This window comes from Pantoea sp. EKM20T (assembly GCF_011800485.1).
Classification (GTDB): domain Bacteria; phylum Pseudomonadota; class Gammaproteobacteria; order Enterobacterales; family Enterobacteriaceae; genus Pantoea; species Pantoea agglomerans.
On sequence record NZ_JAALFW010000002.1, the window covers coordinates 444,646 to 466,654 of the forward strand.

Sequence of the window (22,009 nt, forward strand, 5' to 3'; positions counted from 1 at the left end):
ATTCTTCTGTAAATATAAATCCTGTCGGTGCGATCCTGGCAGGATAATATTGCCCTGATGCTGCGCAAAATTAACGGTGCAGCTTATCTGTTTCACCCATTTTTAAATTCCCTGCTCAATTTTTTCTCCTGATTTGTACGATTATTCAGCACTTCAACGCCTGCATTTACGCTTTCTGACAAATTACGCACCCCGGACCGTTAAAAGGATCTTATTATCACGCTATGAGGTTGGCATTTCGATCAACGCATGAGCAAACATCAACCCGCCAGCAGCGCTGGCATCACACCTAACCTGAACAGGGGATGAGCATGTATCAGCATCGTAACTGGCAAGGCGCTCTGTTAGATTTTCCGGTCAGCAAAGTGGTTTGCGTCGGGAGTAATTATGCAAAGCACATTAAAGAGATGGGCAGCGCAACCCCTACCGAGCCGGTGATCTTTATCAAGCCGGAAACGGCGCTGTGTGATTTACGTCAGCCGCTCTCTATTCCCGACGCGTTCGGCGAGGTCCATCATGAAGTTGAACTGGCGGTGCTGATCGGCGCGACACTGAAGCAGGCGACTGATGCGCATGTGGCTAAGGCGATTGCAGGTTATGGCGTGGCGCTGGATCTGACACTGCGTGACCTGCAGGCCGGGCTGAAAAAAGCGGGCCAGCCATGGGAAAAATCCAAAGGCTTTGATAACGCCTGTCCTGTCTCTGGTTTTATCCCGGTGACGGAATTCAGTGGCGATCCGCAGAACGTCGAGCTTAAATTGCTGGTGAACGGTGAAGTGCGTCAGCACGGCAACACCGAAGACATGATTCATAAAATCCTGCCGCTGATTGCCCACATGAGCCACTACTTTACCCTGCGGGCAGGCGATGTGATTCTGACCGGTACGCCAGAAGGGGTAGGCCCGATGCGCTCGGGTGATCAGCTGGAAGTTTCACTGGCGGGTCACGGCATCAGCACGCGCGTACTCTAAAAACTTGCATCACCGTCGCATAGGCTTTATAAGGTGCGGTTTAGGCACAATCCGGACAAATCATCATGACTGACACCCCTTTCTGGCAACAAAAACGCCTGGCACAAATGAGCGATGAGGAATGGGAATCCTTGTGTGATGGTTGTGGACAGTGTTGCCTGAACAAATTGCAGGACGCCGACACCGATGAGATCTACTTCACCAATGTCGCCTGTGATCAGCTCAATATTAAAACCTGCCAGTGCCGCAACTATGAGCGCCGCTTCGAGCTTGAAGAGGATTGCATCAAGTTAACGCGCGAAAATCTGACGACCTTCAACTGGCTGCCGCGCACCTGCGCCTACCGGTTGCTGGGTGAGGGCAAAGATTTACCCGTATGGCATCCGCTGCGGGCCGGTTCGAAAACAGCGATGCATGCGCAGCGTATTTCGGTGCGGTATATTGCGGTGCGTGAGAGTGAAGTGCGGGACTGGGAAGATCACATCATTGATCGCCCCGATCGCAACGGCTGAGTGCTGCGCTATCAATCGGAACAGAAAAAAGGCTGCAAGTGGCATAATGCTGGTCAGTTAAGATTAGATTTGTAAAGGCTGTCACGGTCAAACGTGGCGGCTTTTTTTCCGGGCGAGCAAGCCGCAGCGCGTGCCTGCGCACCTCTGCTGCTGCCGGGCCGTCCTCGCGCCGCTCACGCGGTACCTTCGGCTTTGACGTCGTGCCGACGAACCGTTCGGGGATCGGCCCTCCCTGGCCGGCCCCGACCTGTCCACGCTTCCCGGCGTGGACTTCTGGCCCACCGTCACGCCTCAGCGCTGCGGATAGCCCTTTCAGCAGCAGAGGCGCTCAGGCCTCCACTCTCGTGCCCTTTTAACAATACACACTGAAGTTTCAGAGCAGGCCAGCCCCTGCCCGGCACCAGACTGCGTTATCACCTGTCGCTTAACTGACCAGCATTATGCCAGTGGCAGCCTTTTTTGATCTCAGCGACCAAAGAGATCGCGGCGTTTAGGTTTCAGCGGCTGGGCTATCAGCACCAGCGCCGCGACCAGCAGATAACCGGCGAACACCACAATCATCCACTGCGGCATGCTGAGCGTCAGGAAAGTCCAGCTGCGTTCTGCACAGTCACCGCTGGCAAGAAACACCGACGGCAGCCACTTATCCAGCGGTAAGCCGCTGGGGAAGCGAGCAGCAAAATCACAGGTGGTGAAGGGGTTAGGGTGCAGCTGAATCATGGTATGTTCATAAGAGAGACGCAGACCTTCCCAGGCACTGTAGATCCACAACGCCAGCGCCGCCAGACGCAACGGCGATTTTGGCGCAATCGCACCAACCAGACCCGCGCCCAGCACACCAAACAGCGCATTGCGCTCATAAATACACATCACGCAGGGCTTCAGGCCCATTACGTGCTGAAAAAAGAGTGCTGTTAATTCCAGTGCAAGTGCAGTCAGTGCCAGTAGTAACCAGGCTCCGCGACCACGTGAGCATTGATTCAGATATCGCAACATATTGCATTCCCTGTAAACGTTAATGCCACGCAGTGTAAACCAAAAGCGTTTGCAAACCAGCCAGGGACAGGGAAAAATCGTGTGCAAACATGACCTGATTCTGATCCAGAGCAGGTTAAATGAGGATAAGCCAGACCTTATCGGCAGAACGCCGGTCAGTGAAGAGCGGGGAGAGCCGCAGTGGCGACAGAGGCGATCGCATGCGGCAGGAGGCGAAACGGCAGGCGCGTGTTATATGCTGTCAAAGTCCTGCGCTTTCAGGGTGGCTGAACGCTGACACTCAGCGGTGCTGTGGCACGCGCCATTTCAGCGCAGAAAGCCATTCAGCCCGCCCGTAATCCCGAAGCCGCTGATACTGCGGTCAGCCATGCTGAAATATGCGCCTGCGCCCGGTTTTAATGGTTACGCAGGCTATATCCGCTATAGGGCGTCTGGTATGATGAGTGCCCATCATGATTAGAAAAGCAACGAGAACACATTGCTATGGTTATAAAGGCTCAGAGTCCAGCGGGATTTGCTGAAGAGTATATTATTGAAAGCATCTGGAACAGTCGCTTTCCGCCAGGGTCGATTCTTCCTGCTGAGCGTGAGCTTTCTGAATTGATTGGGGTGACGCGCACCACCTTGCGTGAAGTGCTGCAGCGCCTGGCGCGCGATGGCTGGCTGACTATTCAGCACGGTAAACCGACGCGGGTGAACGATTTCTGGGAGACGTCCGGCCTGAATATTCTGGAAACGCTGGCCCGTCTCGATCACGACAGCGTTCCGGTGCTGATCGACAACCTGCTGTCGGTACGCAGCAACATTTCATCGATCTTTATCAGCCGTGCGCTGCGCCATCATCCGGACAAAGCACGCGAAGTGCTGGAAACGGTCAGTGCGGCTGCCGATCAGGCTGATGCCTATACCGAGCTCGACTACCGGGTGTTCCGCGGTCTGGCGTTTGCGTCAGGTAACCCGATTTACGGTCTGATCCTGAATGGCCTGAAAGGGCTCTATACCCGCGTTGGCCGCCACTACTTCTCTAATCCGGAAGCCCGTCAGGTCGCGCGCGATTTCTATCTCAAACTGCTGGAACTGTGCGACAAAGAGCCGGGACAGGATGAGATTGTGGATGTGGTGCGCAACTACGGCCGCCGCAGCGGTGAAATCTGGCACAGTATGCAGAAGAATCTGCCTGACGATCTCGGCAGTAAGCGTTGAAAAAAAACCGGACATCGTGTCCGGTTTTTTGTTTTTATCCCATCAGAGTGATGAACCGCGTGGTGGATTACGATCCAGCAACTCTACGCTGCCATCCTCGTTCTGCTGTTCCAGAATCACATCAAATCCCCACAGACGATGCACATGCTTCAGCACCTCGCGACGGCTCTTATCCAGCGGCGTGCGGCTCTGCGGCACATAGCGCAGGGTCAGCGAACGGTCACCGCGCAGATCGACGTTATAGACCTGAATATTTGGTTCGAGATTACTCAGGTTGTACTGCGCAGAGAGCTGCTGGCGAATTGCCCGGTAGCCTGCCTCATCGTGGATCGCGGCGATTTCGAGATAATTGTTGCGGTCATCATCCAGTACGGTAAACAGACGGAAATCACGCATGACTTTCGGCGACAGGAACTGGCTGATAAAACTCTCATCCTTGAACTCGCGCATCGCAAAATGCAGGGTTTCCAGCCAGTCGGAACCGGCGATATCCGGGAACCAGTAGCGATCCTCTTCGGTCGGCGACTGACAGATACGCTTGATATCCTGCATCATCGCGAACCCTAAAGCATAGGGGTTGATGCCGTTATACCACTGACTGTTATAGGGCGGCTGAAACACAACGTTGGTGTGGCTGTGCAGGAACTCCATCATAAAGCGTTCCGACACTTTGCCTTCATCATAGAGGTGATTGAGGATGGTGTAGTGCCAGAATGTCGCCCAGCCTTCATTCATTACCTGGGTCTGTTTCTGCGGATAGAAATACTGGCTCACCTTGCGCACAATGCGCAGGATCTCACGTTGCCATGACTCCAGCAGCGGGGCGTTTTTCTCCATAAAATAGAGCAGGTTTTCCTGCGGCTCAGAGGGATAGCGCGCGGCTTCAAAGGTCACGGCCTCTTTCTCACGCCGTGGCAGCGTTCGCCACAGGGTGTTCACCTGACTTTGCAGATACTCCTCACGGCTTTTCTGCCGCGCTTTCTCCTCCTGCAGAGAGATCTTCTGCGGGCGCTTATAGCGATCGACGCCATAATTCATTAAGGCATGGCAGGAGTCGAGCAACCGCTCTACCTCTTCGACGCCATAGCGCTCTTCGCAGTCACTGATATAGTTTTTGGCAAATAACAGGTAATCGACAATCGACCCGGCATCCGTCCAGCTGCGGAACAGATAGTTATTTTTAAAGAAAGAGTTGTGGCCATAGCAGGCATGCGCCATCACCAGCGCCTGCATGGTCATGGTGTTCTCTTCCATCAGGTAGGCGATGCAGGGATTGGAGTTGATGACAATCTCATAGGCCAGACCCTGCTGACCATGCTTATAGCGCTGTTCGGTCTCGATAAACTTTTTGCCGAATGACCAGTGTGAATAGTTGATTGGCATGCCGACGCTGGAGTAGGCATCCATCATCTGTTCAGAGGTAATCACTTCGATTTGGTGCGGGTAGGTATCAAGCCGGTAGAGTTTAGCCACCCGGTCGATCTCGGCTAAGTAGACATCAAGCAGTTCGAATGTCCAGTCTGGTCCGTCATTGAGTCGTTTGCTGTCTCTGATGGCTTCGTCAAAGATTGTCGTCATAGCGCACCTCTTTTTTGCAAACCGGCTGACCCGAAAGACAACCCGTTCTGGTTATTTAAGGCTTCATCCTGAAAAAGGGAACCCGAAAAAAACTGAGCGAACACAACAATGATAGCCCACTGTCGCTTATCCGAAATGCGAACTCAAACGAATTCTTTGGCACAAAATCATTAAGAGTGGTGCGGCAGAGAATTTAACAGCCTTTAATACTGGTCTTATTATAAATTGCGGAATCAAATCCTGTTTATAAGCGGAATGTATGGGGTTGAATGAATCTCCTGCAACAGGCAGATTTAACTGCCTTCGTTGTCATTTATTTCTGTGTTTAAGGATTAAGACGCATAAAGCGCTGAAATTGGCCGTGCGACAAGATTTTAGTTACCTGAAAAGTAAAAAAGATGTGAAATGGATGGTGAAATTCTGTGGTGGTGTCTGCTGTGTAAATCCGCTGACTATCATCAGTTGAACAGTGAATTATGCTTTTACAGGTCGGGTGGGGGAGCTATGCACGTTGTAATTCTTGGAAGTGGTGTGGTCGGGGTGGCAAGTGCCTGGTATCTGGCACGTGCCGGACATCAGGTGACGGTCATTGATCGTCAGCCCGCCGCAGCGATGGAGACCAGTGCAGGGAATGCCGGTCAGATCTCTCCGGGTTATGCCGCACCCTGGGCAGCGCCCGGCGTGCCATTGAAAGCGGTGAAGTGGATGTTTCAGCGCCACGCGCCGCTGGCTATCCGGCTGGATGGCAGTAGTTTTCAGCTGGAGTGGATGTGGCACATGCTGCGCAACTGCGACATTAATCACTATCAGCAGAACAAAAGCCGCATGGTGCGGATTGCTGAATATAGCCGTGACTGTCTGAAAGCGCTGCGCAGTGAAACCGGCATCGCCTATGAGGGCCGTCAGGGCGGGACGCTGCAACTGTTCCGTACCCAGCAGCAGTTCGACAGCGCCAGCAAAGATATTGCGGTGCTGCGCGACGCGGGCGTGCCCTATGAGCTGCTGCAGGCGCATGAACTGTCTCGCGTTGAACCGGCACTGGCGGCAACCCAGCATAAACTCACTGGCGGATTACGCCTGCCCAATGATGAAACCGGCGACTGTCAGCTCTTTACTCAGCGGCTGGCAAAAATGGCCGAAGAGGCGGGCGTGGTCTTCCGCTTTAACACTCCGGTCGACCACCTGCTGCGCGATGGCAATCGCATCTATGGCGTGAAGTGCGGCGATGAAATTATCAAGGCAGACAACTATGTGGTGGCCTTTGGTTCCTACTCGACCGCGCTGTTGAAAAATGTCATCGATATTCCGGTCTATCCGCTGAAAGGCTATTCACTCACTATTCCGATTAAAAATCCTGACGCCGCACCGGTTTCAACTATCCTGGATGAGACCTACAAAGTGGCGGTGACCCGGTTTGACGATCGTATTCGTGTCGGCGGGATGGCAGAAATTGTTGGTTTTAACACCAAACTCACCGAAGCGCGGCGGGAAACGCTGGAGATGGTGGTCAGTGATCTCTATCCTGAAGGCGGTCATCTCGCGCAGGCGAGTTTCTGGACCGGTCTGCGTCCGATGACGCCAGACGGTACGCCGATTGTGGGCGCCACACCGATCTCTAATCTCTGGCTCAATACCGGTCACGGTACGCTGGGCTGGACGATGGCGTGTGGTTCTGGTCAGCTGCTGGCCGATCTCATCTCCGGTAAAAAGCCGGCCATTGCGGCGGATGACTTAGCGGTGTTCCGCTACTTACCCGGTTTCGCGGCGACCTCATCGCCGCTGCGTAACGCCAACGCAACTCGTTAAGTATTCAGGGAGAGAGAGGATGTCACGTCCGATTGTCGCTACCATCAACCAGCAGGCGTTACGTCATAACCTGACTGTTGTTCGCCAGGCGGCACCCGCCTCCCGCGTCTGGTCAGTGGTGAAAGCTAATGCTTATGGCCATGGCATTGATCGCGTGCGCGAGGCGTTATCTGCCACTGACGGCTTCGCGCTTCTTAATATGGAAGAGGCGATCCAGCTGCGCGAACAGGGCTGGAAAAAGCCGATTCTGCTGCTGGAAGGTTTCTTCCAGCCAGAGGATTTGCAGCTGATTGACCGTTATCGTCTCACCACCAGCGTACACAGTAACTGGCAAATCAACGCGCTGGCCAGTGCCAGACTTGCAGCACCGGTTGATATCTATCTCAAAATGAACAGCGGGATGAACCGGCTGGGTTTTCGCCCTGAACAGGTCAACGGTGCATGGCAAAAGCTGCGGGCGCTCAGTACGGTTGGTGAGATGACGCTGATGGCCCATTTTGCCGATGCGGAAAATCCGCAGGGTCTGATTGCGCCACTGCAGCGCGTAGAGCAGGCGGCTGAGGGGCTGAACTGCCCGCGATCGCTCTCCAACTCCGCCTGCACCCTGTGGCATCCTGAAGCGCACTTTGACTGGGTCCGTCCCGGCATCATTCTGTATGGTGCGTCGCCCAGCGGTGACTGGCAGGACATTGCAGGCAGTGGCCTGAAGCCAGTGATGACCTTAAGCAGTGAGATTATTGCGGTCCAGCAGCTACAGGCGGGCGATGGAGTGGGTTACGGCTACCGCTATCACGCCAGTGCAGCGCAGCGAATTGGCGTGGTGGCCTGTGGCTACGCGGATGGCTATCCACGGCATGCCCCGACGGGTACGCCCGTCTGTGTCGATGGTGTGATGACTCAGGTGGTTGGTGCGGTTTCGATGGATATGATCACCGTCGACTTGACCCCCTGTCCCCAGGCTGGTATTGGCTCAGCCGTGGAGTTGTGGGGTGAGCAGGTGAAAATCGATCAGGTGGCAAAAGCGGCCGGAACGGTAGGGTACGAGCTGATGTGCGCGCTGGCACCCCGCGTTCCGGTCACGGTTATTTAAGCGCGGTCAGGCTGCCGCGCATCTTTCTGCTGCAGCGCCAGGCGATAAAGGCCAGCGCTGCACCCAGCAGCATCATCAGACTCAGCGACAGCTTCTCCGCCACCGGCAGCGCCACAATGACCAGGCTGCCTGACGCGCCACCGGCCATCTGAATGAATCCCTGCAGGGCGGACGCCACGCCCGCCTGTTGCTGATAGGGCTCCAGCGCATAGCTGGTGGCCGGTCCCACCGTAAAGGCCAGCCCGGCAACTGAAACGGCCACCGGGAACATGTAAAGCGCCCAGTGCGTCTGCATCTCCGCCGGGAAGATCTGCATCCCCGCTACCAGCAGCACCGCGCCCAGCAGCATAGTGAAGAATCCCATCGCCAGGCAGAAAGGGCGACCCGCTTTGCGAATCGCTTTATTCACGAACATGCTGACAAACATGATCCAGAAACCGTTGGCGCCAAAAGCAAAAGAGAACTGGATTGGCGTCAGCCCGTCTTCGGTCATTAATACCTGCGGTGCCAGCGACACGTAGGTCAGCACCATGCCCAGCGCACCGGCATTGGCAAACGCGAACGCCAGAAAGCGCGGCTGACGCAGGATCGCGGCATACTGTTTAATCGGTAATCCTTTCACCCGCAGGGTATCCGCCGGGCGCGTCTCTGGCAGCCAGATAATCACCAGCAGCGTAATCAGCACGCCGTAGGCGCAGAGAAACCAGAAGGGTGCGCGCCAGTCAAAGGCGCTGGCCAGCAAACCGCCCAGCAGCGGAGCCAGGGCCGGGACGATGTTTAATGCCCCATTCAGGAAGCCATAGGCACGGGCGGCATCATCACCGCTCAGGCGATCACGCACGCCGCTAAAGGCCACGACCGCGCTGCAGCAGACGCCACAGCCCTGCACCAGGCGGGCAAGGACGAACAGCGGGAATGAGGTAGCGGTGGCGGCGATGGCACTCCCCGTGATGTAAAGCGCCAGGCCCAGCAGGGCGATCGGCTTACGGCCATAGTTGTCCACCAGCGGGCCGGTCACCAGTTGTCCCAGTCCCATGACCAGCAGAAACAGGGGGATGGTGGTCTGCACCAGATTAACCGGCGTATCCAGCCCTTCTGCGATTTGTGGCAGCGTGGGCAAATAGAGATCGATGCCTAAGGGTGCCAGCAGCACCAGGCTTAATAACAGCAGAGTAAATTTTTGCATAACAACCAGAGGGTAAGCGTTCTGTTAAAAAACGATCGCAGAGGGTAATGATTCAGCGGCAAAAAAGATAGAGGAAGTCGTGCGGAAAGTGCGATGCCTGCTGTAAACAGGCATCGCCGAGGTCTGATTAGTAAGCGCCGTCGCGGCGTAACACCACGCCTGCGGTTTTGAACAGGATCGCGATATCGGTCCAGAGCGCCCAGTTTTTGACATACCAGGAGTCAAAATAGACGCGGGTATCATAGTCGATATCGTTACGTCCGCTGACCTGCCACAGACCGGTCATACCCGGCTTGGCCATCAGGTAGTAGTCGACATCACCGGCATAACGCTCCAGCTCAGCTTCAATCACCGGACGCGGACCAACCAGGCTCATCTCGCCACGAATCACGTTCCACAGCTGCGGCAACTCGTCCAGACTGGTTTTACGCAGGAAACTACCAATCCGGGTCACGCGCGGGTCATTCTTCAGTTTGAAATCTTTGTCCCACTCAATTCGTGCCTCTTCGCTGGTTGCCAGTAATTTCTCCAGCACCTCTTTGGAATTGGTCACCATGGAACGGAATTTCAGACATTTGAATTTTTTGCCATTCTGGCCCACACGCTCGTGACCATAAATGGCATTGCCACCATCACGTTTCACCATATAGCAGAGCAGGGCGAAGATTGGGCCGAGGAACAGCAGCAGCATCGACGCCACCACGATATCAAAGGCGCGCTTCATGAAACGGGAGGAGTGTTTCGCCAGGTTGTTGCTGACGCGCAGAATCATCACTTCATGGCTGAAGATAAAGGACATGTCGGTGCCGTAAAGCGGCACGCCGCGCAGCGTCGGGATCACTGAAACTGAACGGCAGTTCATCTTCGACAGGAATTTCAGCCAGCGATCGCGCATCGGCTGCTGCTCATACTCCATAGCCACAATAAACTGCACGTTGTCACGGTCAATGGTCTGCCAGTTGATATCTTTCCAGGTGATCACCGGCACGCCATTCACGCTCTGCTGAGCCGGAACATCATCGACCGAGATAAAGGCCTGTACGTTGTAGCCCAGGATCTCTTCACTCTGCAGCGCCGCGTAAGCTTCGGTGGCGTTTCTGCCGGAGCCAATGATGATGGTCTCTTTCTGCCACTGACCCGCCTTGTGAATGGCGCGTTTAACCAGAGCACGCATCAGCGGCAGCAGCAGCAGGGCATATGTCCAGCTGAAGACCCACACCATGCGGGAGAAATCCCATTTAGAGAAGGCGATCAACGCGAGGTCGAGCAGCGAGAAAACAAATAATGTTTTAATGATCTCTTTCAGCTCAAACCAGAAGGGTTTGCGATAGGTATAGTGACGCAGGCGTACCCAGAACCAGCCGGTACACATGACTGACATAATAAACTGTGCCACAAAACGATATTCAATTTGATGAGGTGGAATAAAGGTATCCAGCTCGCCCCAAATACCCTGTATCGTCGCGGCAGATAAAAACAGTGCGAGGTTAAGTGCAATCAGATCGGAAAAGCTCAGGGCGAATTTCACGATGATATTTTTACGCGTGCCGCTCCACGAGCGGCTCGGGCTATTCATTATCAATGTACTTGCCATAAAACCTGCTCTCTTTCTCAAGTAAAAGATGGCCTGACCAGAATCATGTACGCGCTCAGGGGTGGGCTTCTGAAAAATTAAAAAATAATTTTCAGTCTGTTGCAGTCAGTAAAGCCAGTGCAGCTGCAAAAAAGATAACGGCTAAAGCGTGATAGTACTCACGAAATGTTGCAGCATTGAGAATGAGTATGCAGGAGTTATTTGACAGAGTTAATACGGAAAAAATCTGAAAACATCAAAAGTGATTAAAGTTTTAAATAGCTAACTCATGGTTTTTACTGGATAAAATAAGGCGGGGGTTGGTTATAACCAAACTGTTTAAGACGCTTTTTAGGAATTACCGCCAAATCTTACGACTGGCGGTAGTGATAACAGACTCAGGCAGGTTTTTTTAAAATCCAGCGGTCCTGCTGTTTATCGTAATGACCAATCTGCAGATCCACCGGTTCTCCGTCAATCCATGCCGGGACGCTGGTATCGCGATCCCAGCCATCAAGTTGGGTAATTAAGCCGGGATTGGTGTGACAGGGGATGCTGACGGTGTCGAGGTTCTCACTGTCAAGATCGGCATCAACAATCTCATAACGACCAATTTTAACCACGTGTCCCATTCATTTCTCCCGTTTTTGCTGGCATAGAATTTTAAGCTTAGCGTATCGACAGAAAATAACGTGGCTGAATGATTAGGATTATTCCTTCTCTTCAGCCGGACGGACACCAATCTTCACAATACGGTTATCCTCTTTCTCCGCGACGGTCCACGTCAGCTGATTCCACTCAACCTGATCGCCAACCACTGGCGCGCCGCCCAGCATACTCAGCACCAGTTGTCCCAGCGACTGCTGATCGTTGGTGTTCTCATCCAGTTCCAGTCCGTAAATCTGCGCAATATCGCGCAGGCGAGCTTCAGCATCCAGAATAAAGTCACCAAAGAAACGCTGGTCGAGGGAAACCGGCGGCGACTGGCTGAACATCTTACCCAGCGCCGGCAGATCGCGCTCACGGCCAATCACGCAGATGACGTCGTTCTCCCTGAGACGCGTTCCATCATTCGGATGCATCAGCACATTGTCACGGAACAGGGCGGCGATGCGGGTCTCACGCGGCATCTGCAGGTCACGCAGTGCGGCACCGATGCACCACTTGTCAGCGCTGAGCTGGTAGACAAACTGCTCCCACGGATTTTCGGGGTGGATATCCAGACCGATACGGCTGATAGGCGATGCGGTAGGCGGCACCACCACTTTGGCTTTTTTCGCTGCAAAGCCCAGCGAGGTGCCCTGCAACATCAGGGAGACCAGCACCACAAAGAAGGCGATATTAAAATAGAGCGACGCGTTTTCTAATCCGGCCATCATCGGGAAGACCGCAAGGATAATCGGTACCGCGCCGCGTAAACCGACCCAGCTGATAAAGACGCGTTCGCGTGTAGTAAAACTGCGAAACGGTAGCAGACCAATAAAGACCGACAGTGGGCGCGCCACCAGAATCAGCCACAGTGAGAGGATCATCGCCGGAACCGCGATATGCCACAAATCAGACGGGGTTACCAGCAGTCCCAGCACGATGAACATGCCAATCTGACTCAGCCACGCCATGCCGTCAAAGGTCTGCAGAATGCCGTGACGGTTGCGAATCGGCCTGTTGCCCAGTAAAAAGCCGCACAGATAGACCGCCAGGATGCCGCTGCCCTCTAATACCGTGGTCAGGGCGAACACCAGAATGCCGCCACTCAACGCCAGCAGCGGATAGAGCCCACCGGCCAGACTGATACGGTTAATCAGCTGCTGCAGCGCCCAGCCGCCGCCCAGGCCCAGCACAATACCCAGACCAAACTGCTGCACCAGATGCACCAGGAACATCCAGTCAAGGCCGCTGCGGCCCTGTTCGATCATCTCAATCAGCGTAATGGTCAGGAACACCGCCATCGGATCGTTACTGCCCGATTCAATCTCCAGCGTGGAGCTGACGCGCTCATTCAGGCCTTTGTCACCCAGCAGGGAGAAGACGGCGGCGGCATCCGTGGAGCCGATGATCGCGCCAATCAGGAAGCCCTGCATCATATCCAGGTTAAACAACCAGGCGGCGACCACACCGGTTAAGCCTGCGGTAATCATGACCCCGACGGTCGCCAGCGACAGCGCTGGCCCCAGGGCGACTTTAAATGAGCTGGCTTTGGTCCGCATGCCGCCATCCAGCAGGATAATCGCCAGCGCCAGGTTTGAGATTAAGTAAGCCGCCGGATAGTTATCAAAGGCGATGCCGCCGATACCATCAACCCCGGTCAGCATGCCGAGAGCGAGGAAGATCACCAGAATGGGGATACCCAGTCTGGATGAGAAAGAGCTGAGCAGAATGCTCGATGCGACCAGCACGGAACCGATGATAAACAGACTGTAGACAATAGTGTGGTTCAAACCCGATCTCCTGAGATATGACAGTGCGGTGCAGCGACTGGTGACAAATATCCATGCTATCTCTGAAAGATAATGTTTTATCAAGGAGTTGTCATTGTGAAAATGATCATTATACGAATTGCTTAACAGCGTATGGAATCAGATTAATGTGAAGAATGAGGGGGTTGGCAGGCAAGCGGCAGAAAACAGACTGTTTTAGCAGGTTATTCGGAAGATAAAAAAAGCCGGCGATGAGCCGGCTTAGTGCATCAGGCTTCCGTTGCCTGTTTATGGAACAGCGATCGGAACACCGGGTAGATATCTTCCGGCTCACGAATGTGTTCGATAGCAAAGTTATCGAACGTCGACTGCAGATGCTCATACTCGCGCCACAGCGTCTGATGCGCACGGCGGGTAATCTCGATATAACTGTAATAACGCACCACCGGCAGAATATGCTTCGCCAGAATCTCGTGACAGAGCGGTGAATCGTCGGCCCAGTTATCGCCATCCGACGCCTGCGCAGCATAGATGTTCCACTGCGCCGGGTCATAGCGCTCTTTCACCACCTCATCCATGAGTTTCAGCGCACTCGAAACGATGGTGCCACCGGTCTCCTGAGAGTAGAAGAACTCCTGTTCATCCACCTCTTTAGCCTGCGTGTGATGACGAATATAAACCACATCGACATTCTTGTAGGTGCGGCTCAGGAACAGGTAAAGCAGGATATAGAAGCGTTTCGCCATATCCTTGGTGGCCTGATCCATGGATCCGGATACATCCATCAGACAGAACATCACCGCCTGGCTGGAAGGCTCCGGCCGTTTCTCAAAGTTTTTGTAGCGCAGGTCGAAGGTGTCGATAAAAGGCACCCGTTCGATACGCGCCCGCAACTCGGCGATCTCTTTGCGCAGCCGCTCCTCCTCCAGAAGCTGAGCCGGTTCAGAGTTCTCAATCTCCAGCAGCGTTTCTTCCAGTTCGTGCAGCATCCGGCGTTTACCCGCCGTCATCGCCGTACGACGCGCCAGCGAGTTCTGCAGCGAACGTACGACGCTGATATTGGCAGGCACACCGTTGGAGGTGAAGCCGGCACGGTGGGTCTTATACTCATTCAACTGGCGATGCTGGTTCCGGCGCAGGTTAGGCAGGGCGAGATCTTCAAACAGCAGGTCCAGATACTCATCTTTCGATATCTGAAAGACAAACTCATCCTGACCTTCACCATCCTGACTGGCATTGCCCTGGCCACTGCCGCCGCCGCCGCCACCCTGCGGTCGCTCGACCCGGTCATTCTGCACAAAATGGTCGTTGCCCGGATGGACCCGATGGCGGTTGCCGCCGCGTCCCTGATGGAAAATCGGCTCATTGATGTCGTCAATCGGGATAGAGACAGACTCACCGCTGCTTACATCGGTCACCGAGCGTTTATTGATGGCCTCGGAGATCGACTGCTTAATTTGCGACTTATAACGGCGCAAGAAGCGCTGGCGGTTTACCGCGCTCTTGTTTTTGCCGTTGAGTCGGCGATCGATGAAATAGGCCATGGTATTCCCCCAAACTACATTGTAAGCAGGCCGGGCGAACCCGACCTTGTCAGACCGGTATCACTTACCGGCAAGCTTACAGACTCTTATCAGGACGATTTACGCACACGCAAATACCATTCACACAGCAGGCGAACCTGTTTGCGGGTATAGCCTTTTTCCATCATGCGATCGACAAAATCATCATGCTTTTTCTGCTCATCGGTAGAGGTCTTGGTATTAAACGAGATCACCGGCAGCAACTCTTCCGTATTCGAGAACATTTTCTTCTCGATCACGGTGCGTAATTTCTCGTAACTGGTCCAGTTCGGGTTGCGACCGTTATTGTGTGCCCTGGCGCGCAGCACGAAGTTGACGATCTCATTACGGAAATCTTTCGGGTTACTGATGCCAGCGGGCTTCTCGATTTTCTCCAGTTCCGCGTTGAGCGATTCACGATCAAACAGCTGTCCGGTATCGGGATCGCGATACTCCTGATCCTGAATCCAGAAGTCGGCATAGGTCACATAGCGGTCAAAGATGTTCTGACCATATTCAGAGTAAGATTCCAGATAGGCGGTCTGAATCTCTTTGCCGATAAACTCAGCATATTTGGGGATCAGATAGCCTTTGAGGTGCTCAAGGTATTTCTCGGCCTGATCCTGTGGGAACTGTTCGCGCTCAATCTGCTGCTCCAGCACGTAGAACAGATGCACCGGGTTGGCCGCCACTTCGGCGTGGTCAAAGTTAAACACCCGCGACAGAATCTTAAAGGCAAAGCGGGTTGAAAGGCCGTTCATCCCCTCATCCACACCGGCGTAATCATGATACTCCTGCCATGACTTCGCCTTAGGGTCGGTATCTTTCAGGCTTTCACCATCGTAGACCCGCATTTTGGAATAGATGCTGGAGTTATCCGGATCCTTGAGACGTGACAGGATAGAGAAGCGTGCCAGCGTTTCCAGCGTACCCGGTGCACAGGGCGAGGTCGCCAGCTCACTGTGATTAAGTAACTTGTCGTAGATTTTGATCTCTTCAGAGACCCGCAGGCAGTAGGGCACCTTGACGATATAGACACGGTCAAGGAACGCCTCATTATTCTTGTTATTACGGAACGTCACCCACTCTGATTCGTTGGAGTGCGCCAGAATAATGCCGTTAAACGGCAGCGCCGAAATCCCCTCGGTGCCGTTGTAGTTCCCTTCCTGCGTCGCCGTCAGTAAGGGGTGCAGCACCTTGATAGGCGCTTTGAACATCTCAACGAATTCCATGATACCCTGGTTCGCACGGCAGAGTGCGCCGGAGTAACCGTAAGCATCAGGATCGTTTTGGGCGTGGTTTTCCAGTTTACGGATATCCACTTTACCCACCAGCGCAGAGATATCCTGGTTGTTCTCATCACCCGGTTCAGTTTTGGCAATCGCCAGCTGTTCCAGGATCGACGGCCAGACTTTCACCACTTTGAAACGCGAGATATCGCCGCCAAAATCGTGCAGTCGCTTAGCGGCCCACGGCGACATAATCGTGCCGAGATAACGGCGCGGCACGCCATACTCTTTTTCGAGAATATGCGCATCTTCCTGCGGATTAAACAGGCAGAGAGGGTGGTCATTAACCGGGCTGCGTTCCCCGTCGGCGCTCAGTACATAGATGGGTACCCGCTGCATCAACGACTTAAGCCGTTCCGCCAGTGAGGATTTACCGCCACCTACCGGTCCCAGTAAATAGAGGATCTGTTTCTTCTCTTCCAGTCCCTGAGCGGCATGTTTCAGGTAGGAGACGATCTGTTCAATCGCTTCCTCCATGCCGTAAAACTCCTCGAACGCCGGATAGCGTCCCATCACACGGTTGGAGAATATTCTGGAAAGGCGTGGCTCCTGAGCAGTATCGACCATTACCGGCTCTCCGATAGCCATTAACAGTCGCTCTGCAGCGTTGGCGTATGCACTGCGATCCTGCTTACAGATGGCAAGAAATTCCTGCAGTGTGAACTCTTCGTCCTTGGCAGCTTCATAACGCTGACGATAGTGATCGAATATATTCATAGCGATGCCCGTCCTTTCGTTTTTAGCACAGGTAAGGAGCGTAATTAGAGGCTTATAGCAGCTCCCGGAAGATATTCTCTGTTGAGTACAGCAACCCTTATGCCAACCTGATCTTTCTTATCGGGATACACAACTTTTATGGTTACTCTGCTCGTACAAAATGTCTGCTGTTACTTCTAACTGTAGATGGCTTCTAGGAAATTTCCTCCACGGGTTTGGGTTAATGAGGGGAAGATCAACTGTACAGCGGGTCTGTTGTGAGATGCGTTCATATGGGTGATGCTTTAACTTAACGTGTTTTTAACCTTTAATGCCACTTTCATCGGTTAGCCACTTAAAGGATTTCGATATAAGTTAATCCAGCCGTGAAAAAACGTTAGACTTCCTGTTTGATTGTTATATTTATGGAATGAATAAATTGTGAACCAATTCAAATTTAAGACGCTTGTTGCACTTCTGCCCTGTTATTTACTGGCCACGCACGCGAATGCCGCACCGCTTTCCATTGGCGCATCGGTCATCTATGCCGATTCACCTTATCGCGGCGGCCAGGACCGGTATATCCCGCTTCCGGTTATCAATTATGAGGGTGAAGACTTCTGGTTCCGCAGCCTGCAGGGCGGCTACTACCTGTGGAAAGATCCTCAGAACCAGCTGTCACTGACGCTGCTGGGTTCACCGCAGGAGTACAAACCCAGCGACAACGACCTGGGCGACATGAAAGGGCTGGATAAACGCCGCATGACGCTGATGGGTGGCGCAACCTATCGTCACACCGCTGACTGGGGGATTGTCCGTACCTCATTGCTGGGGGATGTGCTCAATAACAGCAATGGGATGATCTGGGACCTGACATACCTCTATCGCTTCCAGATGGGTGACTTCAGCCTGACGCCGGGCATCGGGGCCACATGGAACAGCGCCAATCAAAACCGTTATTACTATGGGGTATCCGGGCATGAAAGCGCCCGTACCGGCATCAGCCGTTACAACCCGGATGACAGCTGGTCACCTTATGTGGAACTGAGCGCCAGCTATCAGATTGCGCCGCAGTGGAATGCCAGCGTTATGGGGCGTTATATCCGTTTCGACAGCGAAATCAAAGACAGCCCGATGATTGATAAAAGCGGGCAGGCGTTAATCTGGACGGGTGTCAGCTATACCTTCTGATAACGCACCAAAAGAGGGCATTTATTGCCCTCTGTTCTTTTACAGGGCCTCAGAATGGGGCGGGAGAGCAGAATGCGTAACACGATTAACTTTGCCGGTTTTGGCGATCTGCCGGTGATCGGTCAGGGCACCTGGTATATGGGTGAAAACCCGGCGCAGCGTGCTGATGAAGTCGCTGCATTGCAGGCGGGTCTTGAGTGCGGCTTGAAGCTTATCGATACCGCCGAAATGTATGCAGATGGCGGAGCCGAAGAGGTGGTCGGGCAGGCACTGCTGGGCCGTCGCGACCGGGCGCTGCTGGTCTCCAAAGTTTATCCGTGGAATGCGGGCGAAGTGGATGCCATTGCAGCCTGTGAGCGCAGCCTGCGCCGTCTGCAAACCGATTATCTCGATCTCTACCTGTTGCACTGGCGCGGCAATATTCCGCTGGAAGAGACACTGCGCGCCATGGAACGCCTGCAGCAGCAGGGCAAAATTCGTCACTGGGGCGTATCGAATTTTGATACCGATGATATGGCCGAACTGTGGGATGAAGAGAAGGGCGAGGCCTGCGCGACCAATCAGGTGCTCTATCATCTGGCTTCACGCGGCATTGAATTTGATCTGCTGCCGGCATGTCAGCAGCGTGGCGTACCGATCATGGCCTACTGTCCGCTGGCCCAGGCCGGACGGCTACGTGACTCACTCTTTACCGATCCTCAGCTGACTCAGATTGCACAGCAGAAGGGCATCAGCGTGGCGCAATTACTGCTGGCCTGGGTGATTCGTCAGCCAGGGGTGATTGCCATTCCTAAAGCCAGTTCAGTGGCCCACGTTCAGGAAAATGCGGCGGCGCTGGAGGTGAAACTGACCGATGAGGATTTGCAGCTCATCGATCGCGCCTGGCCAGCGCCACAGCATAAGTTACCGCTGGATATTGTTTAGCCGTTAACGTTAGCGCTGGCTGCGGCTTTCTTTTTGAGGCGGAACGTCGTGGCCAGTCGTGCTGGCTTTTCACCCGCGCTGCGTAACGGTTTGCTGATACGGGCTGTCTCCACACAGACCATGGTCTTATAGCCCTCATTCGCCATATCCGTCATGCTGCAGGAGAGTTCCACACCCGGATTCCACGTGACAACGTCACTATGATGATGGTGGTACACCTCGATCTGCCGCTCACCCGCGGTATCATTAATCACTGAGCAATCTTCTGCTGCGGTAAAGATACGGTCGATGCGTCCAGGATAACGCTGTTTGCCGTCGCTGCTGGCCACCTCGCCGTTATTGACTTTGTCGATATAGCTATTGCCCAGACCCGAGACTTCCACACCGTTGATGTCGCTGACGGTAAAGTAGCTGTGCAGAGCCGCCGTCGCTTCAAAGTCACCATAGGCTTCCAGCTCAATCTCACAATGCTGGCCCAGGCGGAAGCGGGCAATCAGGGTGAATTCATGCGGCCAGAGCTTCAGCGTCTGAGGGTTGCTCTCCAGCACCAGCGTCAGCATGACGCCATCTTCATTTTCATCATGCGCCGTAAGCTTCCATGGCTGAACCCGCGCAAAGCCGTGTGCCGGTTCGCCCGCCGGGCCGAACCACGGCCAGCAGATCGGAACGCCGCCACGAATCGCCTTACCCGGTGCAAAGAGACTCTTATCACTCAGCCAGAGTACCGGCTTTTCGCCGCTGGGTTGCCAGGCGATGAGGTGCGCGCCCTGAAGCGTAATGGCTGCCCGCACTTTAGGGTGACTCACAACAATGGCGGGGAGTTCACCTATCTGGCGCTGGGTGAGGTAAGGGGAGATCTGCGTGACCACCGGCAGAGAAAACAGTTTATCTTGCATGTTCGATTCCTTCCTGTGCGGATCAAAAAAAGGGCGACCGAAGTCGCCCTTATTCTCAATGATGTCTGGCTGCCTTATTTAGCAGAAACCAGCGCAATCAGGTCGAGAACTTTGTTTGAGTAGCCAGTTTCGTTGTCGTACCAGGAAACCAGTTTCACAAAGTTGTCGTTCAGCGCGATACCGGCTTTAGCGTCAAACACTGAAGTCAGGATTTCGCCGTTGAAGTCGGTAGAAACCACGTCATCTTCAACGTAGCCCAGAACGTCTTTCATCTCACCTTCTGCAGCCGCTTTAATTGCAGCACAGATTTCTTTGTAAGAAGCCGCTTTTTCCAGACGCACGGTCAGGTCAACAACGGAAACGTTAGGGGTTGGTACGCGGAATGCCATACCGGTCAGTTTGCCGTTCAGCTCTGGCAGAACTTTACCAACGGCTTTAGCTGCGCCAGTTGATGAAGGAATGATGTTCTGCGATGCGCCGCGGCCGCCGCGCCAGTCTTTATGAGACGGGCCATCAACGGTTTTCTGGGTAGCAGTGGTGGCGTGAACGGTCGTCATCAGACCTTCAACGATGCCAAACTTGTCGTTGATCACTTTTGCCAGCGGTGCCAGGCAGTTAGTGGTACAGGATGCGTTAGAGACGATATCCTGGCCATCATATTTGTCGAAGTTTGCACCACGAACAAACATTGGGGTGTCATCTTTAGATGGACCGGTCAGAACGACTTTCTTAGCACCTGCGGTGATGTGTTTACGCGCGGTTTCGTCGGTCAGGAAGATACCGGTTGCTTCAGCAACAACGTCAACGCCTACTTCATCCCACTTCAGGTTGGCCGGATCACGTTCAGCGGTAACACGGATTTTTTTACCGTTAACCACCAGTGCGCCATCCTGAACTTCTACTGTGCCGTCGAAACGACCGTGAGTAGAGTCATACTTCAGCATGTACGCCATGTAATCCGCGTCCAGCAGGTCGTTGATAGCAACGATTTCGATGTCAGAACGCTTTTGAGCAGCACGGAAAACGATGCGACCGATACGGCCGAAACCGTTGATACCTACTTTGATAGTCATATATTCCACCAGCTATTGGTTAGTGAATAAAAGGTTGCCTGTAAAATTACAAAAACCTTACCAGGCGTCAAGCGGAATCGTGTCAATTGTTGCGACAAATCAATTCGCCTGAGAGGAATTATTCGATGCGCAACCGCTTGCGCGCCGCCAATGATATCGCGCTTCGTTGAATCAATCGCCGAATATATAGGGATGCTCCGGATAAAAGGTGATCGATGTCACAAATCCGCTTAGCAGAGAGCAGGCTGAAAGGGTGAGCACAAAAAAAGACCCGGGTTATGTTGATCATTTGTTAGAATAATAGTCGAATTTTTCAGAATGGCACTGCCCGGAATCCTAAAATGGCTAAAGACACCGCACCCGAAGCAAAAATTGCACAGTTGACTGAAATGCAACGCTACGTCACTCAGCAACGCGGAACGGAACCGCCTTACAGCGGCGCACTGCTGCACAACAAGCAGGAAGGGATCTACCACTGTCTGATCTGTGAGGCGCCACTTTTTCTCTCTGAGACGAAGTATGACTCTGGCTGTGGCTGGCCCAGTTTCTATCAGCCGGTCAGTGATGATGCGATTCGCTATATTGAAGATGATTCACACGGCATGCAGCGTATTGAGATCCGCTGTGGCAGCTGCGATGCGCACCTGGGACATGTCTTCCCTGACGGCCCGCAGCCGACTGGCGAACGCTATTGTGTTAACTCCGCCTCGCTGAATTTCACCGACGAGCAGGGCGAACAGACCAAAGGGTAATGGCGATGAAGGAACAGCTTGAAGCAATGCTTGCATCGATGACGCCTGAAGTCTATCAGCGTCTTGCCACGGCGGTTGAGATTGGTAAATGGCCGGATGGCGTGGCACTGACCCAGGAGCAGCGCGACAATTGCCTGCAGCTGGTCATGATGTGGCAGGCGCGGCACAACGACGCGCCGCAGCACATGACCATCGGCAAAGGTGGCGAAATGGTGATGAAGTCGAAAAAAGAGCTCAAAGAAGAGTTTGGAATTGACCCTGACGTGACCCGCATCCATCTGCATTAAAAAAAAG

At 53.7% G+C, this 22,009-nt stretch carries 19 protein-coding genes; 9 read left to right on the forward strand and 10 right to left on the reverse strand.

The window, feature by feature from the left end:
• The first annotated feature begins 311 nt into the window (after positions 1-311).
• Both HFD94_RS05295 and HFD94_RS05300 read left to right on the forward strand, forming a co-directional pair.
• Positions 312-971, forward strand: a complete 660-nt coding sequence (locus HFD94_RS05295; protein WP_010260576.1) for a fumarylacetoacetate hydrolase family protein — start codon at positions 312-314, stop codon at positions 969-971.
• Between the two features lie 65 nt (positions 972-1,036).
• Positions 1,037-1,483, forward strand: a complete 447-nt coding sequence (locus HFD94_RS05300) for a YcgN family cysteine cluster protein (RefSeq protein WP_010260578.1) — start codon at positions 1,037-1,039, stop codon at positions 1,481-1,483.
• Between the two features lie 465 nt (positions 1,484-1,948).
• Here the strand turns inward: HFD94_RS05300 and dsbB are convergent, their stop codons facing one another.
• Positions 1,949-2,479 carry a disulfide bond formation protein DsbB gene (gene dsbB, locus HFD94_RS05305; protein ID WP_010260580.1) on the reverse strand — a complete coding sequence of 177 codons (531 nt, stop codon included), beginning with the start codon at positions 2,477-2,479 and terminating at the stop codon, positions 1,949-1,951.
• 483 nt (positions 2,480-2,962) lie between these two features.
• Here dsbB and fadR point away from each other — a divergent pair, with 483 nt between their 5' ends.
• Positions 2,963-3,682, forward strand: a complete 720-nt coding sequence (gene fadR, locus HFD94_RS05310; protein WP_010670276.1) for a fatty acid metabolism transcriptional regulator FadR — start codon at positions 2,963-2,965, stop codon at positions 3,680-3,682.
• 42 nt (positions 3,683-3,724) lie between these two features.
• On the opposite strand, the gene HFD94_RS05315 is transcribed toward fadR, so the two are convergent.
• The gene (locus HFD94_RS05315; RefSeq protein ID WP_022625556.1) at positions 3,725-5,260 is read right to left on the reverse strand and encodes a SpoVR family protein; all 1,536 of its coding nucleotides are present in this window, start codon (positions 5,258-5,260) and stop codon (positions 3,725-3,727) included.
• Between the two features lie 504 nt (positions 5,261-5,764).
• Here HFD94_RS05315 and HFD94_RS05320 point away from each other — a divergent pair.
• Both HFD94_RS05320 and dadX read left to right on the forward strand, forming a co-directional pair.
• On the forward strand, positions 5,765-7,066 hold the full coding sequence (locus tag HFD94_RS05320; protein ID WP_022625557.1) for a D-amino acid dehydrogenase: 1,302 nt from the start codon (positions 5,765-5,767) through the stop codon (positions 7,064-7,066).
• Between the two features lie 19 nt (positions 7,067-7,085).
• Positions 7,086-8,156 carry a catabolic alanine racemase DadX gene (gene dadX / locus HFD94_RS05325; protein WP_010670275.1) on the forward strand — a complete coding sequence of 357 codons (1,071 nt, stop codon included), beginning with the start codon at positions 7,086-7,088 and terminating at the stop codon, positions 8,154-8,156.
• Here the strand turns inward: dadX and HFD94_RS05330 are convergent.
• From HFD94_RS05330 to yeaG, 6 genes are all read right to left on the reverse strand, one after another.
• The gene (locus HFD94_RS05330) at positions 8,149-9,342 is read right to left on the reverse strand and encodes a multidrug effflux MFS transporter (protein ID WP_167432861.1); all 1,194 of its coding nucleotides are present in this window, start codon (positions 9,340-9,342) and stop codon (positions 8,149-8,151) included. The genes dadX and HFD94_RS05330 overlap by 8 nt on opposite strands.
• Before the next feature lie 127 nt (positions 9,343-9,469).
• The gene (gene wbaP / locus HFD94_RS05335; protein ID WP_029519111.1) at positions 9,470-10,936 is read right to left on the reverse strand and encodes an undecaprenyl-phosphate galactose phosphotransferase WbaP; all 1,467 of its coding nucleotides are present in this window, start codon (positions 10,934-10,936) and stop codon (positions 9,470-9,472) included.
• Positions 10,937-11,313: 377 nt separating this feature from the next.
• A complete protein-coding gene (locus tag HFD94_RS05340; protein ID WP_010260598.1) occupies positions 11,314-11,547 on the reverse strand; it encodes a DUF1480 family protein in 234 nt (77 codons plus the stop codon).
• A 78-nt stretch (positions 11,548-11,625) separates the two neighbouring features.
• Complete coding sequence (locus HFD94_RS05345) at positions 11,626-13,353, reverse strand: potassium/proton antiporter (protein WP_010670274.1); 1,728 nt, start codon at positions 13,351-13,353, stop codon at positions 11,626-11,628.
• Positions 13,354-13,601: 248 nt separating this feature from the next.
• On the reverse strand, positions 13,602-14,876 hold the full coding sequence (locus tag HFD94_RS05350; protein WP_010260603.1) for a YeaH/YhbH family protein: 1,275 nt from the start codon (positions 14,874-14,876) through the stop codon (positions 13,602-13,604).
• An 89-nt stretch (positions 14,877-14,965) separates the two neighbouring features.
• Positions 14,966-16,900, reverse strand: a complete 1,935-nt coding sequence (yeaG, locus tag HFD94_RS05355; protein WP_010260606.1) for a protein kinase YeaG — start codon at positions 16,898-16,900, stop codon at positions 14,966-14,968.
• Between the two features lie 420 nt (positions 16,901-17,320).
• On the opposite strand from yeaG, the gene HFD94_RS05360 reads away from it, so the two are divergent.
• The gene (locus HFD94_RS05360) at positions 17,321-18,070 is read left to right on the forward strand and encodes a MipA/OmpV family protein (RefSeq protein ID WP_010260609.1); all 750 of its coding nucleotides are present in this window, start codon (positions 17,321-17,323) and stop codon (positions 18,068-18,070) included.
• A 72-nt stretch (positions 18,071-18,142) separates the two neighbouring features.
• Positions 18,143-18,994: an aldo/keto reductase gene (locus HFD94_RS05365; protein ID WP_061901391.1), complete on the forward strand. Its 852-nt coding sequence runs from the start codon at positions 18,143-18,145 to the stop codon at positions 18,992-18,994.
• Here the strand turns inward: HFD94_RS05365 and HFD94_RS05370 are convergent.
• Together HFD94_RS05370 and gapA are read right to left on the reverse strand one after the other, a co-directional pair.
• Positions 18,991-19,890, reverse strand: a complete 900-nt coding sequence (locus HFD94_RS05370; RefSeq protein ID WP_061901392.1) for a D-hexose-6-phosphate mutarotase — start codon at positions 19,888-19,890, stop codon at positions 18,991-18,993. The two genes, HFD94_RS05365 and HFD94_RS05370, sit on opposite strands and share 4 nt — an antisense overlap.
• A 74-nt stretch (positions 19,891-19,964) precedes the next feature.
• Positions 19,965-20,963, reverse strand: a complete 999-nt coding sequence (gapA, locus tag HFD94_RS05375) for a glyceraldehyde-3-phosphate dehydrogenase (RefSeq protein ID WP_003852747.1) — start codon at positions 20,961-20,963, stop codon at positions 19,965-19,967.
• A gap of 341 nt (positions 20,964-21,304) precedes the next feature.
• Here gapA and msrB point away from each other — a divergent pair, with 341 nt between their 5' ends.
• Together msrB and HFD94_RS05385 are read left to right on the forward strand one after the other, a co-directional pair.
• Positions 21,305-21,715, forward strand: coding sequence for a peptide-methionine (R)-S-oxide reductase MsrB (gene msrB / locus HFD94_RS05380; protein ID WP_010670269.1), 411 nt, complete (start codon positions 21,305-21,307; stop codon positions 21,713-21,715).
• Positions 21,716-21,720: 5 nt separating this feature from the next.
• A complete protein-coding gene (locus HFD94_RS05385) occupies positions 21,721-22,002 on the forward strand; it encodes a YeaC family protein (RefSeq protein ID WP_003852750.1) in 282 nt (93 codons plus the stop codon).
• Positions 22,003-22,009 lie beyond the last annotated feature (7 nt).

Coding starts and splice junctions, on each gene's coding strand:
- gapA (WP_003852747.1), bottom strand. CDS start 20,963: ATGACTATCAAAGTAGGTATCAACGGTTTCGGCCGTATCGGTCGCATC.
- dsbB (WP_010260580.1), bottom strand. CDS start 2,479: ATGTTGCGATATCTGAATCAATGCTCACGTGGTCGCGGAGCCTGGTTA.
- HFD94_RS05300 (WP_010260578.1), top strand. CDS start 1,037: ATGACTGACACCCCTTTCTGGCAACAAAAACGCCTGGCACAAATGAGC.
- HFD94_RS05320 (WP_022625557.1), top strand. CDS start 5,765: ATGCACGTTGTAATTCTTGGAAGTGGTGTGGTCGGGGTGGCAAGTGCC.
- HFD94_RS05370 (WP_061901392.1), bottom strand. CDS start 19,890: ATGCAAGATAAACTGTTTTCTCTGCCGGTGGTCACGCAGATCTCCCCT.
- HFD94_RS05350 (WP_010260603.1), bottom strand. CDS start 14,876: ATGGCCTATTTCATCGATCGCCGACTCAACGGCAAAAACAAGAGCGCG.
- HFD94_RS05330 (WP_167432861.1), bottom strand. CDS start 9,342: ATGCAAAAATTTACTCTGCTGTTATTAAGCCTGGTGCTGCTGGCACCC.
- wbaP (WP_029519111.1), bottom strand. CDS start 10,936: ATGGCAAGTACATTGATAATGAATAGCCCGAGCCGCTCGTGGAGCGGC.
- HFD94_RS05315 (WP_022625556.1), bottom strand. CDS start 5,260: ATGACGACAATCTTTGACGAAGCCATCAGAGACAGCAAACGACTCAAT.
- dadX (WP_010670275.1), top strand. CDS start 7,086: ATGTCACGTCCGATTGTCGCTACCATCAACCAGCAGGCGTTACGTCAT.
- yeaG (WP_010260606.1), bottom strand. CDS start 16,900: ATGAATATATTCGATCACTATCGTCAGCGTTATGAAGCTGCCAAGGAC.
- HFD94_RS05340 (WP_010260598.1), bottom strand. CDS start 11,547: ATGGGACACGTGGTTAAAATTGGTCGTTATGAGATTGTTGATGCCGAT.
- fadR (WP_010670276.1), top strand. CDS start 2,963: ATGGTTATAAAGGCTCAGAGTCCAGCGGGATTTGCTGAAGAGTATATT.
- HFD94_RS05295 (WP_010260576.1), top strand. CDS start 312: ATGTATCAGCATCGTAACTGGCAAGGCGCTCTGTTAGATTTTCCGGTC.
- HFD94_RS05385 (WP_003852750.1), top strand. CDS start 21,721: ATGAAGGAACAGCTTGAAGCAATGCTTGCATCGATGACGCCTGAAGTC.
- HFD94_RS05365 (WP_061901391.1), top strand. CDS start 18,143: ATGCGTAACACGATTAACTTTGCCGGTTTTGGCGATCTGCCGGTGATC.
- msrB (WP_010670269.1), top strand. CDS start 21,305: ATGGCTAAAGACACCGCACCCGAAGCAAAAATTGCACAGTTGACTGAA.